The 13,640-nt window shown below is 71.4% G+C and carries 11 protein-coding genes; 7 read left to right on the forward strand and 4 right to left on the reverse strand.

Annotation, left to right across the window (positions count from 1 at the left end):
* The first annotated feature begins 43 nt into the window (after positions 1-43).
* The 3 genes from ACIREI_RS27665 to ACIREI_RS27675 are packed head-to-tail and all read left to right on the forward strand — an operon-like array spanning position 44 to position 3,503.
* Positions 44-1,027 (forward strand): NTP transferase domain-containing protein, encoded by a 984-nt coding sequence (locus ACIREI_RS27665; RefSeq protein ID WP_403338103.1) that lies wholly within the window; start codon positions 44-46, stop codon positions 1,025-1,027.
* Complete coding sequence (locus ACIREI_RS27670) at positions 1,024-2,397, forward strand: molybdopterin molybdotransferase MoeA (RefSeq protein ID WP_403338106.1); 1,374 nt, start codon at positions 1,024-1,026, stop codon at positions 2,395-2,397. The genes ACIREI_RS27665 and ACIREI_RS27670 overlap by 4 nt, the downstream gene beginning before the upstream one ends.
* Positions 2,394-3,503, forward strand: a complete 1,110-nt coding sequence (locus ACIREI_RS27675; RefSeq protein ID WP_403338109.1) for a potassium channel family protein — start codon at positions 2,394-2,396, stop codon at positions 3,501-3,503. Before ACIREI_RS27670 ends, ACIREI_RS27675 begins: the two co-directional genes overlap by 4 nt.
* Positions 3,504-3,516: 13 nt before the next feature.
* Here the strand turns inward: ACIREI_RS27675 and ACIREI_RS27680 are convergent, their stop codons facing one another.
* On the reverse strand, positions 3,517-4,365 hold the full coding sequence (locus tag ACIREI_RS27680; RefSeq protein ID WP_403338112.1) for an ABC transporter permease: 849 nt from the start codon (positions 4,363-4,365) through the stop codon (positions 3,517-3,519).
* Positions 4,362-5,381 (reverse strand): ATP-binding cassette domain-containing protein, encoded by a 1,020-nt coding sequence (locus tag ACIREI_RS27685; protein ID WP_403338114.1) that lies wholly within the window; start codon positions 5,379-5,381, stop codon positions 4,362-4,364. The genes ACIREI_RS27680 and ACIREI_RS27685 overlap by 4 nt, the downstream gene beginning before the upstream one ends.
* 160 nt (positions 5,382-5,541) lie before the next feature.
* Here ACIREI_RS27685 and ACIREI_RS27690 point away from each other — a divergent pair, with 160 nt between their 5' ends.
* Positions 5,542-6,522: an NAD(P)H-quinone oxidoreductase gene (locus ACIREI_RS27690; protein ID WP_403338117.1), complete on the forward strand. Its 981-nt coding sequence runs from the start codon at positions 5,542-5,544 to the stop codon at positions 6,520-6,522.
* Positions 6,523-6,566: 44 nt separating this feature from the next.
* Here the strand turns inward: ACIREI_RS27690 and ACIREI_RS27695 are convergent, their stop codons facing one another.
* A complete protein-coding gene (locus tag ACIREI_RS27695) occupies positions 6,567-7,190 on the reverse strand; it encodes a hypothetical protein (protein ID WP_403338120.1) in 624 nt (207 codons plus the stop codon).
* A gap of 613 nt (positions 7,191-7,803) precedes the next feature.
* Here ACIREI_RS27695 and ACIREI_RS27700 point away from each other — a divergent pair.
* Positions 7,804-8,346, forward strand: a complete 543-nt coding sequence (locus ACIREI_RS27700; protein WP_403338123.1) for a bacterial proteasome activator family protein — start codon at positions 7,804-7,806, stop codon at positions 8,344-8,346.
* A gap of 60 nt (positions 8,347-8,406) precedes the next feature.
* Here ACIREI_RS27700 and ACIREI_RS27705 read toward each other — a convergent pair whose 3' ends face one another.
* On the reverse strand, positions 8,407-10,044 hold the full coding sequence (locus tag ACIREI_RS27705; RefSeq protein WP_403338126.1) for a protein kinase: 1,638 nt from the start codon (positions 10,042-10,044) through the stop codon (positions 8,407-8,409).
* Between the two features lie 374 nt (positions 10,045-10,418).
* Here ACIREI_RS27705 and ACIREI_RS27710 point away from each other — a divergent pair, with 374 nt between their 5' ends.
* Together ACIREI_RS27710 and pdhA are read left to right on the forward strand one after the other, a co-directional pair.
* Positions 10,419-11,975: a protein kinase gene (locus ACIREI_RS27710; protein WP_403338128.1), complete on the forward strand. Its 1,557-nt coding sequence runs from the start codon at positions 10,419-10,421 to the stop codon at positions 11,973-11,975.
* A 483-nt stretch (positions 11,976-12,458) separates the two neighbouring features.
* Positions 12,459-13,640 carry a pyruvate dehydrogenase (acetyl-transferring) E1 component subunit alpha gene (gene pdhA, locus ACIREI_RS27715; protein WP_403338130.1) on the forward strand — a complete coding sequence of 394 codons (1,182 nt, stop codon included), beginning with the start codon at positions 12,459-12,461 and terminating at the stop codon, positions 13,638-13,640.

Consider the following 13,640-nt stretch of genomic DNA (forward strand, 5'->3'; position numbering starts at 1 on the left):
CCCCTGCGTTCCCTGTGATCGTGGAGGCACGCATACTCGGGGGGTGACCGCGTACGAACCGCCGGGCGGACGAGGCGCCGCCGACGCCCAGCAGGAGGCCGGGCACGACGTCGCGTACGACGCCGTCGTGCTCGCCGGAGGTGCGGCGCGGCGGCTCGGCGGCGCGGACAAGCCCGGGGTGCGCGTCGGCGGGCGGGCGCTGCTCGACCGGGTGCTCGCTGCCTGCGCCGACGCGCGGTCCACCGTCGTCGTCGCCGACCCCCGCCCGACCTCGCGCCCGGTCACCTGGGCGCGCGAGGACCCGCCCGGCGGCGGCCCGCTGGCCGCACTCGACGCCGGGCTGCGCCGCACCACGGCGGAGCGAGTCGTCGTCCTCTCCGCCGACCTGCCGTTCCTCGACGACGGCACGGTACGGCGGCTGCTGGCCGCCCTGGGCACCAGCGGCGCCGACGGCGCGCTGCTGACCGACGCCGACGGCCGCGACCAGCCGCTCGTCGCCGCGTACCGCGCGCCCGCGCTGCGCCGCGAACTTCAGGCGCTCGCCCAGGCTGCATCCACCAGCGGCTCCGCCGCGGGCGGCGGCCTCACCGGCCTCCCCCTGCGTCGGCTGACCGGCGCGCTCGGCCTCACCCGCGTCCCCGACCCCGTCGCGTCCTTCGACTGCGACACCTGGGACGACATCGCCACCGCCAGGGCACGCATCAGGGAGCATGGGCACGTGTTGGATGAATGGATTTCCGCAGTCAAGGACGAGCTCGGCATCGAGCTCGACGTCGACACCAAGGTCCTGCTCGATCTCGCCCGCGACGCCGCCCACGGTGTGGCGCGGCCCGCGGCCCCGCTGACCACCTTCCTCGTCGGGTACGCGGCAGCGCAGGCCACGCGAGGAGAGGGCGGCCCGGAAGCCGTCGCCGAAGCCTCCCGCAAGGCCACCGCCCTCGCCCTGCGCTGGGCGCAGGAGGCGGCCTCCGCCAAGTCCGACGCGGCCCCCGACGCCACGCCCGACACCCGCCCGGACGCCGGATGACCGCCCGCGGCGTCCAGGCGGACGAGGACGCCGAGGACCTCGACGTCGAGGAGGTGCTCGCCCTCGTGAACGAACACAACGGCCCCCACGCCCCCGGCGACCACGTGCCCGCACCCGGCCCGCACGCCGCCCCGGGCTCCCCTCACCCGGACCGCCACCACCAGGCCACCCCCTGGCGCGAGGCCCGCGAGACCGCCGCCCGTGCCGCGCGTGCCGCCACCCGGGCCGTCGGCCGCGCTCCCGTCTCCGTCCCGCTCGACGCGGCCCTCGGCCTCACCCTGGCCGCCCCCCTCACCGCCCTCACCGACCTGCCCTCCTTCGACACCTCGGCCATGGACGGCTGGGCGGTCGCGGGCCCCGGCCCCTGGGACGTACGGGAGGAGGGGGTGCTGGCCGGGCACGCCGAGCCCGAGCCGCTCACCGACGGAGAGGCCGTCCGGATCGCGACCGGCGCCCGGATCCCGCCGGACACCACCGCCGTCCTGCGCAGCGAACACGGCCGCACGGACGCCAAGGACCGTCTGCACGCCACCCGGGAGATCCAGCCCGGCCAGGACATCCGCCCCCGCGGCCAGGAATGCCGTAACGGAGACCAACTGCTCGCCGTCGGCACCCTCGTGACCCCGGCCGTCCTCGGCCTGGCCTCCGCCGCCGGATACGACACCGTCACCGCCGTACCGCGTCCCCGCGTCGAAGTCCTCGTCCTCGGCGACGAGTTGCTCACCGAAGGGCTTCCGCGCGACGGGCTGATCCGTGACGCCCTCGGCCCGATGCTGCCGCCCTGGCTGCGCGCACTCGGCGCCGACGTCACCTCCGTGCGCCGGCTCGGTGACGACGCCAAGGCCCTGCACAAGGCCCTCACCCGCTCCGACGCCGACCTCATCGTCACCACCGGCGGCACCGCGGCCGGCCCCGTCGACCACGTCCACCCTACGCTGCGGCGCATCGGTGCCGAACTCCTGGTGGACGGCGTCAAGGTACGGCCCGGTCACCCCATGCTGCTGGCCCGCACCAAGGAGAACCAGCACCTCGTCGGCCTGCCCGGCAACCCCCTCGCCGCCGTCTCCGGCCTGCTCACCCTCGCCGAACCCCTGCTGCGCACGCTCGCCGCCCACCCGTCCCCGGAGCCGTACGCGCTCCCCCTGAAGGAGGCGGCCCACGGGCATCCGTACGACACCCGGCTCATCCCCGTCGTGCTGCGCGGCGACCACGCCGTGCCGTTGCACTACCACGGGCCGGCCATGCTGCGGGGGATGGCGGCGGCCGACGCCGTCGCCGTCGTACCGCCCGGCGGTGTTCGCGCGGGTCAGGAGACCGAACTGCTCGACCTGCCCTGGGCGAGTGCCGGCATCGAGGTGTGTTTCACGTGAAACTTCCGGGCCAGGACGCGATCGCCCGTCGGGCGGACGAGCGGGTCGCGACCTATCGGGTGAAGCTCCCGAAGAAGATCGTGGAGCATCCGTTCCGGCAGGTCGCCAAGCGAGTGACGCTGGCGCTGACACTGCTCGTGGCGGCGGCCTTGATCGTCTACGCCGACCATGAGGGCTACAACGACAACTCCGACGGTTCCGTCGACCTCCTCGACGCCTTCTACTACGCGACCGTCAGCCTCTCCACCACCGGATACGGCGACATCACCCCCGTCAGTGACGCCGCCCGGCTCACCAACATCTTCGTCATCACGCCCATGCGAGTGCTGTTCCTGATCATCCTGGTCGGCACCACGCTCGAGGTCCTCACCGAACGGACCCGGGAGGAATGGCGTCTGACCCGCTGGAGGTCCACCTTGCGTGACCACACCGTCGTCGTCGGCTTCGGAACGAAGGGGCGTTCGGCGATCCAGACCGTCTGCGCGACGGGCCTGAGGAAGGACCAGGTCGTCGTGGTCGACCCGAGTGCCAAGGTGATCGAGGCGGCGGTCGCGGACGGGTACGCCGGGGTCACCGGGGACGCCACACGCAGTGAGGTCCTGAAGCGGGCCGAGGTGCACAAGGCGCGGAAGATCATCATCGCCACCCAGCGCGACGACACCGCCGTCCTGGTGACGTTGACGGCACGGCAGCTCAACCGCGGGGCGAAGATCGTGGCCGCGGTGCGCGAGGAGGAGAACGCGCCGCTGCTGAAGCAGTCCGGCGCCGACGCGGTCATCACCAGCGCCAGCGCTGCCGGCCGGCTCCTGGGCCTCTCCGTGCTCAGCCCCGCAGCCGGCATGGTCCTGGAGGATCTGATCCAGCAGGGCAGCGGGCTCGACATCGTCGAACGGCCGGTCATAAAGGCCGAGGTGGGCAAGAGCCCGCGGCAGACGGACGACCTGGTGGTGAGCGTCGTACGCGGGCACCGGGTGCTCGGATACGACGATCCGGACGTCCGGACACTGGAGTTGACGGACCGGCTCATCACCATCGTGCGGGCTACGCCGGGCACTCAGGTCACACCCGATGACCGGCGTCTGCCCCCAGGGATGAAGCCCATCTGACGGGCCGCTTCGACTACTTGCGGTTGTACAGCCGCATCGTGATCGGCCCGAAGACCAGCACGAACAGGCCCGCCCAGCCCAGCGACCAGGCCACCTCGGCCGCCGGCCAGTCACCGGCCATCAACCCTCGTACGGCCGAGGACAGATGGGTGATCGGGCTGTTGTTGACGAAGGCCTGGAGCCAGCCCGGCATGGTCTTCGGATCGACGAAGACGTTGGACAGGAACGTCAGCGGGAAGATCACCATCATGCTGACGCCCATCACCGACTTCTCGGTGCGCAGCATCAGCCCGAACATCGTCCAGATCCACGAGAACGCGAACGAAAAGGCGACCAGCAGCGCGATGCCCGCGAGCACCCCGAGGACCCCGCCGTCCGGGCGGTAGCCCAGGATCATGCCGACGGTGAGCATCACCACGGACGCGATCGTGTAGCGCAGGGCGTCGCCCAGCAGATAGCCGACCATGGTCGACGGCCGCCAGATGGGCAGCGACCGGAACCGGTCGAAGACGCCCTTCTCGATGTCGGTGTTCACCGAGACGCCCGTGTACATCGTGATCATCACGACCGACATCACCAGGATGCCCGGCAGCAGGAACTGGATGTACTCCTTCGGGGACCCGGCCAGGGCGCCCCCGAACAGGTACGTGTACATCAGCACCATCATGATCGGGAACGCGGTGACGTCGAAGAGCTGCTCCGGTACGTGCTTGATCTTCAGGATCGCCCGCCAGCCGAAGGTCATCGAGGCCGACCAGGCGCTGGGCCGCGGCGGCCGCTCCCCGGCCACGAGCAGCGCGGCGAGCGACTCGGCGCTGACGGGGGCGAGTTCCTTGCTCTCGGTCTGCGTCACGGTGCTCATACCGCCACCTCGTCCTTGTCGTCGTTGCCGCGCTCGTCGTGGGTGTCGTGTCCGGTGAGGGCGAGGAACACCTCGTCCAGGCTGGGCTGGCCCAGCGAGAAGTTGTCGACGGTGATGCCGGTGCGGGCCAGTTCGGCGAGCGCGCGGGCGGCCTGTTCCACCGCGCCCTGGCCATTGGCCGCCCCGGAGCCGACACGCGCGGTGAGGGCCACGGGATCGGGCTCCAGCTGCACATCCGCGTCGAGCGTCCGCCGCAGCACGCGCTCGGCCTCCGGCCGCTGTGCCGCGTCACGCAGCCGCAGATGGACCGAACCGGCGCCGACGGACGCCTTGAGCTCGCCCTTGGTCCCCTCGGCGATCACCTTGCCGCGGTCGATGACCGCGATCCGGGACGCCAACTGGTCGGCCTCGTCCAGGTACTGCGTGGTCAGCAGCACGGTGGTGCCCTGCGCGACGACCGCGCGCACGATGTCCCACACCTGGTTGCGACTGCGCGGATCGAGGCCGGTCGTCGGCTCGTCGAGGAAGAGCAGGTCGGGGGTGTTGAGGATGGACGCGGCGATGTCGATACGGCGCCGCATGCCGCCGGAGTAGTTCTTGACCTGCTTCCCGGCCGCGTCCGAAAGCCCGAAGGCCTCCAGCAGCTGCGCGGCACGCTCCCGGGCGGCGGGCTTGCCGTGGCCGAGGAGGCGGCCCAGCAGGACCAGGTTCTCGGTGCCGGTGAGGTCCTCATCCACGGAGGCGTACTGGCCGGTGAGGCTGACCCGGCCGCGCACCTCGTCGGCCTCGCGGACGATGTCGTGGCCGAAGACGTGGGCCTCGCCGCCGTCGGGTCGTAGCAGGGTGGCGAGCATCTTCACCGTGGTGGTCTTGCCGGCGCCGTTCGGGCCGAGGACGCCGTAGACCGTGCCGGCCGGAACCGCGAGGTCCACGCCGTCGACGGCCCGTGTCTCACCGAACGTCTTCACCAGGCCTGCCGTCTCGATCGCGAGACCGGACGTCGTCTGCGTGCTCATGCTTCGGGTCCTTCCGAGTGGTCCTTCCGCGTTCTTGGGCTGCGCATGGGGAGACTTTTACGGTCGCGCAAACTCATCGGTGCCGCACAGGATTTTCCGACCGAGCCCGCCCAAGGGCCGAGGGACAGGGGGCCGAAGGCCGGGGAGTAGCGTCCGTGCCATGCATGCGATCACGATTCCCGAACCTGGTGGGCCCGAGGCGCTGGTGTGGGACGAGGTCCCCGATCCCGTGCCCGGCGAGGGCGAGGTGCTGGTCGAGGTGGTGGCCGGGGCCGTCAACCGCGCCGACATCCTGCAACGTCAAGGCTTCTACAACCCGCCTCCCGGCGCCTCCCCCTACCCCGGTCTGGAGTGCTCCGGCCGGATCGCCGAGCTCGGCCCCGGTGTCTCCGGCTGGGCCGTGGGCGACGAGGTGTGCGCGCTGCTCTCGGGCGGCGGCTACGCCGAGAAGGTCGTCGTGCCGGCCGGCCAGCTGCTGCCCGTGCCCAAGGGCGTGAGCCTGACGCGGGCCGCCGCCCTGCCCGAGGTGGTCTGCACGGTCTGGTCCAACGTCTTCATGGTCGCCCACCTCCGCCCGGGCGAGACCCTGCTCGTGCACGGCGGCTCCAGCGGCATCGGCACCATGGCCATCCAGCTCGCCAAGGCCGTCGGCGCCAAGGTCGCCGTCACGGCGGGCACCCAGGAGAAGCTGGACCGGTGCGCCGAGCTGGGCGCCGACATCCTGATCAACTACCGGGAGCAGGACTTCGTCGACGAGGTCAAGAAGGCCACCGACGGCGCCGGAGCCGACGTCATCCTCGACAACATGGGCGCCAAGTACCTCGACCGCAACGTCCGGGCCCTCGCCGTCAGCGGGCGCCTCGCCATCATCGGCATGCAGGGCGGCGTCAAGGGCGAGCTCAACATCGGCGCGCTCCTGGCCAAACGTGGCGCCATCAGCGCGACCTCGCTGCGGGCCCGTCCACTCGGTGAGAAGGCGGCGATCGTCGCGGCCGTACGCGAGCACGTGTGGCCCCTGCTGGACGCCGGCCATGTGCGTCCGGTCGTCGACCGCGAGATTCCGATGAACGACGCGGCCGAGGCTCACCGGGTGGTGGAGGACAGCGGGCACGTCGGGAAGGTGCTCCTGGTCGCGCCGTAAGGCTGCGGGCTGCGGGCTGCGGGGGAACGCCCTTGGGGCCTGTCCTAGTCGCGCCGCAACCGTAGACCGACGAAGGCAAGACCCAGACCGAGCCCGATGAGCACCAGCCCGCTACCGAGGGGCAGGACCTGCAGCACGGGCTCGGTCGGGCTCTGGGCCTGCGGGACGGGCTGCCGTACGGGACGGTTCGACGGGGCTGAGGGCGCCGTGGAGGCGTCCGCGGCCAAGTCACCGGCGCCGTCGTTCGGAGGCTCGGCCACACCCCCGCCGTCCTCACCCTCGTCCTCCGGCAACGCCGAGCTTTCGCCGTCCTCGTCGCCCGTGCCGCCGCCAGGCTCCTCCTCCGAGGCTTCGTCGCCCCTCGCCTCCTCGTCCCCCGCCTCCTCGTCCTCCAGCGGCCCTTTCGCCCGCCCCGGCCGTTCCCGCCCCTCACCGGCCCGGCTCCCGGCCCGGGACGGCTTGTCGGAGGGGGCGGGAGGGGAGGCGGTGGGCGCGTGGGCCGGAGCGGTGGCCGAGGCCTGGGACGCCCGGGACTCCGCGGACGGGGTGGCGGAGGCGGGGGCGGAGGAAGTGGAGGTGGAGGCGGAGGGCACCCCCGACGGAGCCTCGCCGACGGAGGAAGGCAGGGGCTCGACCGAGGAACTGGGGGAAGCCTTGGAGTCAGCCACGGGCGCGGAGGGAGACGTGGCCGCGCGGGGGGAGACGGACGAGGGCGAACCCGTGGAGCCGGACCCCGTGGAGCCGGACCCAGTGGAGCCGGAGGAGGGCCGGTGCGGACCCTTGGAGCCGGAGGAATCTCCGGACACGGCAGCTCCACGCGGGCCATCAAGGCCGTACGACGCCCCACCCCCACCCAATCCCACGACCAGCCCGGCCACCAGCACGACCAGCGTCCCCGCAGCCCGCAGAGCCCGCATCCCCCGCACGCCCCACCACACCTCCGACCCCGCCCCGAGCCCATGCGCAGCCCCCGGCGACGACGAGCGCGCGAGCCCGCGCCCCGCGCTCGGCGAGGTCGCGAACCCGGTACCCGGGACGCATCGCCACCCCCGCGTCGCCCCCAGCCATGAAGTCACGGCACAAGCCTCACAGGCCCCCACGCACCCGGCATTCCGGACTCCGCCACCCGACCGAATCCGCCGCACGATCGGGCCTGGTTCGCGCGGCCCGTGCAGGGGGAACAAGGAGCGGCTGACGGAATCTCCCCCGGCGTAAACGGTGGATCACCCCACACGGGGGGCACCACGATGATGAGCTGTACGGGTGCGAGAGAATGGCGGCATGGAGATGCCGAGGAACGAAAGGCCGTCCGAGAGCCCCCAGATCCTGGTCGTGGGCCAGGACGGGATGGCGCTCACCGGCGGCAACGGAGACGAGGACTCCCGCGAGGTCCCGGTGACGGAGCAGGTCGAGCAGCCGGCGAAGGTCATGCGGATCGGCAGCATGATCAAGCAGCTGCTCGAAGAAGTGCGCGTGGCTCCCCTGGACGAGGCGAGCCGGGTCCGGCTGAAGGAGATCCACGCCAGTTCCGTGAAGGAACTGGAGGACGGCCTGGCACCGGAGCTCGTCGAGGAGCTGGAGCGGCTCTCCCTGCCGTTCACGGACGAGGCGACCCCGAGCGACGCGGAACTGCGCATCGCGCAGGCCCAGTTGGTCGGCTGGCTGGAGGGCCTCTTCCACGGCATCCAGACCACGCTCTTCGCCCAGCAGATGGCCGCCCGGGCCCAGTTGGAGCAGATGCGCCGCGCCCTGCCACCGGGAGTCGGCGGCCACGAGGACGGCGATCAGCACCAGGCGGGCCGCACGGGCGGGCCGTACCTGTAAGACCCCATCCGTAAGCGAAGGGCCCGGCAGCCGGTGCTGCCGGGCCCTTTCACACGGGCGTCATTCCGGGTTGCCGGTCGAGACCGTGAACTGCAGCGTCGGCGGGTTGTCCGGGTCGAAGTCGGTGCCCGCGTCGGGGGACTGCAGCAGCACCGTGCCGTCGCCGTACGTGTTCTCGTCCTTGGGGGTCTTCTTGTACTTCCAGTCGGCGGCCTTGAGGCATTCCTCGACCGAAGGCCAGTACTGGTACGAGAAGTCCGGCATCCGTACCTTCTCGGGGTCGAGGAACGACTCCCGCGGCTCGGTGCAGGTGGTCGTCTCGACCGTCCTCGAGCTGTCCCCCTCCCGGTATCCGGCCGCCTTCGTGGCCGGCGCCGACGTGCTCGTGCCGCCGCCGCCCTCGTCGTCCGCGGAGCCGTCGCCGGTCAGTGTCAGTGCCGCGATCAGTCCGCCCACCGCGACGAGGGACACGATGATCGAGCCCATGATCACCGCGCGGTTGTTCTTGCCGCCGCCCGAAGTGGCCTGCGGCTGGGGCGAGATGGTGTACGGCGGCGGGGTCGGATGGCCCGGCTGCGGGGAGTACGCCGCCGGCGTCGGTGTCTGGAAGCCGGGCTGCTGCTGCGGGTAGCCGTACCCCGGCGGGGGTGTCGCGGGCGGCGGGGTGCCGTACGGGTTCGGGGCCGGGGTCGGTTGGTACGGCGCCTGGACCGGGCCCCCGGGCGGTGGCGTCTGGCCGACCGGCGGGAACACCGAGGCGCCGACGCCCTGGCCGCTCGGCGCCTGTGAGCCCGGCACGATGCTCGGCGGGGCCGCCTGGAAGGACGCGGCCACGCGCAGGCACTCGTCGCGCATGGCCTCCGCGCTCGGGAAGCGCTCGTTCGGGTTCTTCCTCAGGGCGCGGGCGACCAGCGCGTCCACGGCCGGCGGCAGGGCGCGGTTGATCGAGGACGGCGCGGCGGGCTCCTCCTGCACATGCGCGTACGCGATCGCCAGCGGCGAGTCCGCGTCGAACGGGAGCCGCCCGGTGACCAGTTGGAACAGCATGATGCCGACCGAGTACAGGTCGGAGCGGGCGTCCACGGCGCGGCCCAGCGCCTGTTCCGGCGAGAGGTACTGCGGCGTGCCGACCACCATGCCGGTCTGTGTCATCGATGTCACACCGGACTGCATGGCGCGCGCGATGCCGAAGTCCATGACCTTGACGACGCCGCGCTTGTTCAGCATCACGTTGCCCGGCTTGATGTCCCGGTGGACCAGCCCCATCTCGTGGCTGATCTCCAGCGCCGCGAGCACGTCCGCGGTGATCTTCAGCGCCTTGTCGGCGGGCACCGCGCCGAACTGCCGTACGTCCTCGTCGAAGACCGAGCTGAGCGGCCGGCCCTCGATGTACTCCATGACGATGTACGGCGTCGTCATGCCGTCGACCTCGTCCTCGCCGGTGTCGAAGACGGAGACGATGTTGGTGTGCGTGAGCTTGGCCACGGCCTGGGCCTCGCGGCGGAAGCGCTCGCGGAACGCCTGCTCGCGGCCGAGTTCGGTGTGCAGCGTCTTGACCGCGACCTGCCGGTCGAGCACGGCGTCGTACGCGAGGTGCACCGAGGCCATGCCGCCTTCGCCGAGCAAGTCGCGCAGCTGATAGCGGCCGCCGGCGAGCGCCCGCCCCGCGTACCGGCCCTGTGCGCCGTCCTGGCTCATGTGCTGCGTCCCCCGTAGCCTCTTAGGCGCCTGCGATTGCCGTGGATTGCTGTGGATCGCCGTGGACCGTGTGTGATCCCGAGTGATCCAAAGTGCTATTCCCGGCCAAGTCTGCCCCACGGCACTGACAGGTCAAGCGCGGTGCCCGTTCCGTGACCGTACGCGAAAGAAGCGTCGCGGAAGAGTTACCGGGGCAGTACGGGCGGTACACAGAATTTGCACGAGCGGACGCGGTACCGGTTTGATGGCCGGTCCGTCTCCCTCCGGTTGGGGCGGCCGTCTCGGACCGACGGCTTGCGTGGAGGCTGTAGCGTGGCCGACGGAGACCGTAACAACACCGCGCGCACCGCGGGCAGAAACGACGGCGAGGACTGATGGCACAGCAGCAGCGCGCTCAGGGCCCGTCCGACCCCGAGGCGGCTGGCGGCGGTATGTCAGACGCGCCGGAGATGTGGGGTAATGGCGGGCTTGTCGGGGACGGCCGTTATCGGCTGACCCGCAGACTCGGCCGGGGCGGTATGGCCGAGGTGTTCGCGGCAGAGGACGTGCGCCTCGGCCGCACCGTGGCGGTCAAGCTGCTGCGTTCCGACCTCGCCGAGGACCCGGTGTCCAAGGCCCGCTTCACGCGCGAGGCCCAGTCGGTGGCCGGCCTCAACCACCACGCGATCGTCGCCGTGTACGACTCCGGCGAGGACTTCGTGGGCGGCCACAGCGTGCCGTACATCGTGATGGAGATCGTCGAGGGGCGGACCATCCGCGACCTGCTCCTCAACGCCGAGGCGCCCGGCCCCGAGCAGGCCCTGATCATCGTCTCCGGCGTCCTCGAGGCGCTCGCCTATTCGCACCAGCACGGCATCGTGCACCGCGACATCAAGCCTGCCAACGTCATCATCACGCACAACGGCGCCGTGAAGGTGATGGACTTCGGCATCGCCCGCGCCCTGCACGGCGCGCAGTCGACGATGACGCAGACCGGCATGGTCATGGGCACCCCGCAGTACCTGTCGCCCGAGCAGGCGCTCGGCAAGGCGGTCGACCACCGCTCCGACCTGTACGCGACGGGCTGCCTGCTCTACGAACTCCTCGCGCTGCGCCCGCCGTTCACCGGCGAGACCCCGCTGTCGGTGGTCTACCAGCACGTCCAGGACATCCCGACGCCCCCGTCCGAGGTCTCCGACGGAGCGCCGCCGGAGCTCGACGGCCTGGTCATGCGCTCGCTCGCCAAGGAGCCGGACGACCGGTTCCAGACGGCCGAGGAGATGCGCGGCCTCGTCCAGTACGGCCTGCAGATGCTGTACGACCAGGGCGGCCACACCGGCACCTGGAACACCGGCCCGGTGACGATGCACGACGGTCGGCACACCCCGGCGGCGGGCTTCGCGAACACGACCGTCATGGGGCACCCCTCGGACTCCGGCTCCGGTACGACGCAGATCCCGAAGCCGATCCTGCCCGCCGGGTACGGCGGCGGGGACGACGGCGGCTTCGAGGGGCACGGCAACCGGGGCAGCGGTCGCGGCAAGCTGTGGATCCTCGCCGTCCTCGCGGTGATCGCGATCGCGGCGGGCGTCGCGCTGGCCCTGAAGGGCACCGGCAACGGTGGGGGCGGCACCGGCACCACGCCGACGCCGACCACGTCGCAGACGACGAAGGACGACCAGGCCAGCGAGACGCCGAGCGACGAGCCGACCGAGGAGCCGACCGACGAGTACACGGACGACGGCACCGGTACGGGCACCGACCCGGACTACACGCCGTCGTACGAGCCCTCGTACACGCCCACCGAGGAGCCGACCGAGGACCCGACCACGGCCGAGCCGACCGAGGACCCGACCACGGCCGAGCCGACCGAGGACCCGACGGAGGACCCCACGGAGGAGCCGACGGATCCGGCGACGCTGCCGACGGCACCGACGGGCGACGGCGCCTGACCGGTCTCCCGGCACGGCTCACCGAGAAGTCACCCCACGCGCGCGTGCGGCCCGGAAACGGGCTCCACGCGCGCGTGCCGTTTACGGCGGGTGGCTGGATCGTTCTGCAGGCATAACCTGATTTATCCGCTTTCGCGCACGAGATCAGTGTCACACCGGTTCAGTGACCTCACTCTCGGCGGCTCTTCCCGTGACCTGGGTCACCGATATAACGTGCCGTTGTTCCGGCCCCCTGCAAGGCTGTGACCAGGAGTTGTTCCGGACTTTGCCGATTTACTTGGAAATCCAAGCAAAATCGCAGGTCAGGAGGGGTTTCACAGAAATGTGGAGCACTGGGTAACGTGCCTATTGCAGGGCGCTCGCCGGGGCACCTGTCACGCCTGTTCCCGCACGAGCCGCACCCACCCTGTGCGTCCGTAGGGCTTCAGGTGAGCCGCACTGGCACCCGGCGAACCCGGGAGCCGGACCGACGGAGGAGCACACGTGACCGTGGAGAGCACTGCCGCGCCGAAGCCGCGACGCAGCGCCGGTACCAAGAGCACGGCCGGCAAGCGCACAACCGCAAAGAAATCGCCAGGCACCGACCCCGAACTCGTTCAGCTGCTGACGCCCGAGGGCAAACGAGTCAAGAACGCCGAGTTCGACAAGTACGTCGCCGGCATCACCCCCGACGAGCTCCGCGGCCTCTACCGCGACATGGTGCTCACCCGCCGCTTCGACGCCGAGGCCACCTCCCTGCAGCGCCAGGGCGAGCTGGGCCTGTGGGCGTCGCTGCTCGGCCAGGAGGCCGCCCAGATCGGCTCCGGCCGGGCCACCCGCGAGGACGACTACGTCTTCCCGACCTACCGCGAGCACGGCGTGGCCTGGTGCCGCGGGGTCGATCCGACCAACCTGCTCGGCATGTTCCGCGGCGTGAACAACGGCGGCTGGGACCCGAACAGCAACAACTTCCAGCTCTACACGATCGTCATCGGCTCCCAGACGCTGCACGCCACCGGCTACGCGATGGGCATCGCCAAGGACGGCGCCGACAGCGCGGTGATCGCGTACTTCGGCGACGGTGCCTCCAGCCAGGGTGACGTCGCGGAATCGTTCACCTTCTCCGCGGTCTACAACGCCCCCGTGGTGTTCTTCTGCCAGAACAACCAGTGGGCGATCTCCGAGCCGACCGAGAAGCAGACCCGGGTGCCGCTCTACCAGCGAGCGCAGGGCTACGGCTTCCCGGGCGTCCGGGTCGACGGCAACGACGTCCTCGCGTGCCTCGCGGTGACGAAGTGGGCGCTGGAGCGCGCCCGCAGCGGCGAGGGCCCGACGCTGGTCGAGGCGTACACGTACCGCATGGGCGCCCACACCACCTCCGACGACCCCACCCGCTACCGCGGTGACGAGGAGCGCCTGGCCTGGGAGGCGAAGGACCCGATCCTGCGCCTTCGCCGCTACCTGGAGGCTTCAAACCACACGGACGAGGCATTCTTCGCGGAACTGGAGACCGAGAGCGAGGCGTTGGGCAAACGAGTGCGCGAAGCGGTCCGCGCCATGCCGGACCCGGACCACTTCGCCATCTTCGAGAACGTGTACGCGGACGGGCATGCGCTCGTCGACGAGGAGCGCGCCCAGTTCGCCGCCTACCAGGCGTCGTTCGCGGACGTAGAGGGGGGTCACTGA

It is taken from the genome of Streptomyces sp. NPDC093591 (assembly GCF_044764885.1).
Taxonomy (GTDB): Bacteria; Actinomycetota; Actinomycetes; order Streptomycetales; family Streptomycetaceae; genus Streptomyces.

Bases quoted from the DNA above. Each gene is read 5' to 3' on its own strand.
- ACIREI_RS27670 (WP_403338106.1), top strand. From the start codon at position 1,024: ATGACCGCCCGCGGCGTCCAGGCGGACGAGGACGCCGAGGACCTCGAC.
- ACIREI_RS27690 (WP_403338117.1), top strand. From the start codon at position 5,542: ATGCATGCGATCACGATTCCCGAACCTGGTGGGCCCGAGGCGCTGGTG.
- ACIREI_RS27705 (WP_403338126.1), bottom strand. From the start codon at position 10,044: ATGAGCCAGGACGGCGCACAGGGCCGGTACGCGGGGCGGGCGCTCGCC.
- ACIREI_RS27710 (WP_403338128.1), top strand. From the start codon at position 10,419: ATGGCACAGCAGCAGCGCGCTCAGGGCCCGTCCGACCCCGAGGCGGCT.
- ACIREI_RS27680 (WP_403338112.1), bottom strand. From the start codon at position 4,365: ATGAGCACCGTGACGCAGACCGAGAGCAAGGAACTCGCCCCCGTCAGC.
- ACIREI_RS27700 (WP_403338123.1), top strand. From the start codon at position 7,804: ATGGAGATGCCGAGGAACGAAAGGCCGTCCGAGAGCCCCCAGATCCTG.
- ACIREI_RS27685 (WP_403338114.1), bottom strand. From the start codon at position 5,381: ATGAGCACGCAGACGACGTCCGGTCTCGCGATCGAGACGGCAGGCCTG.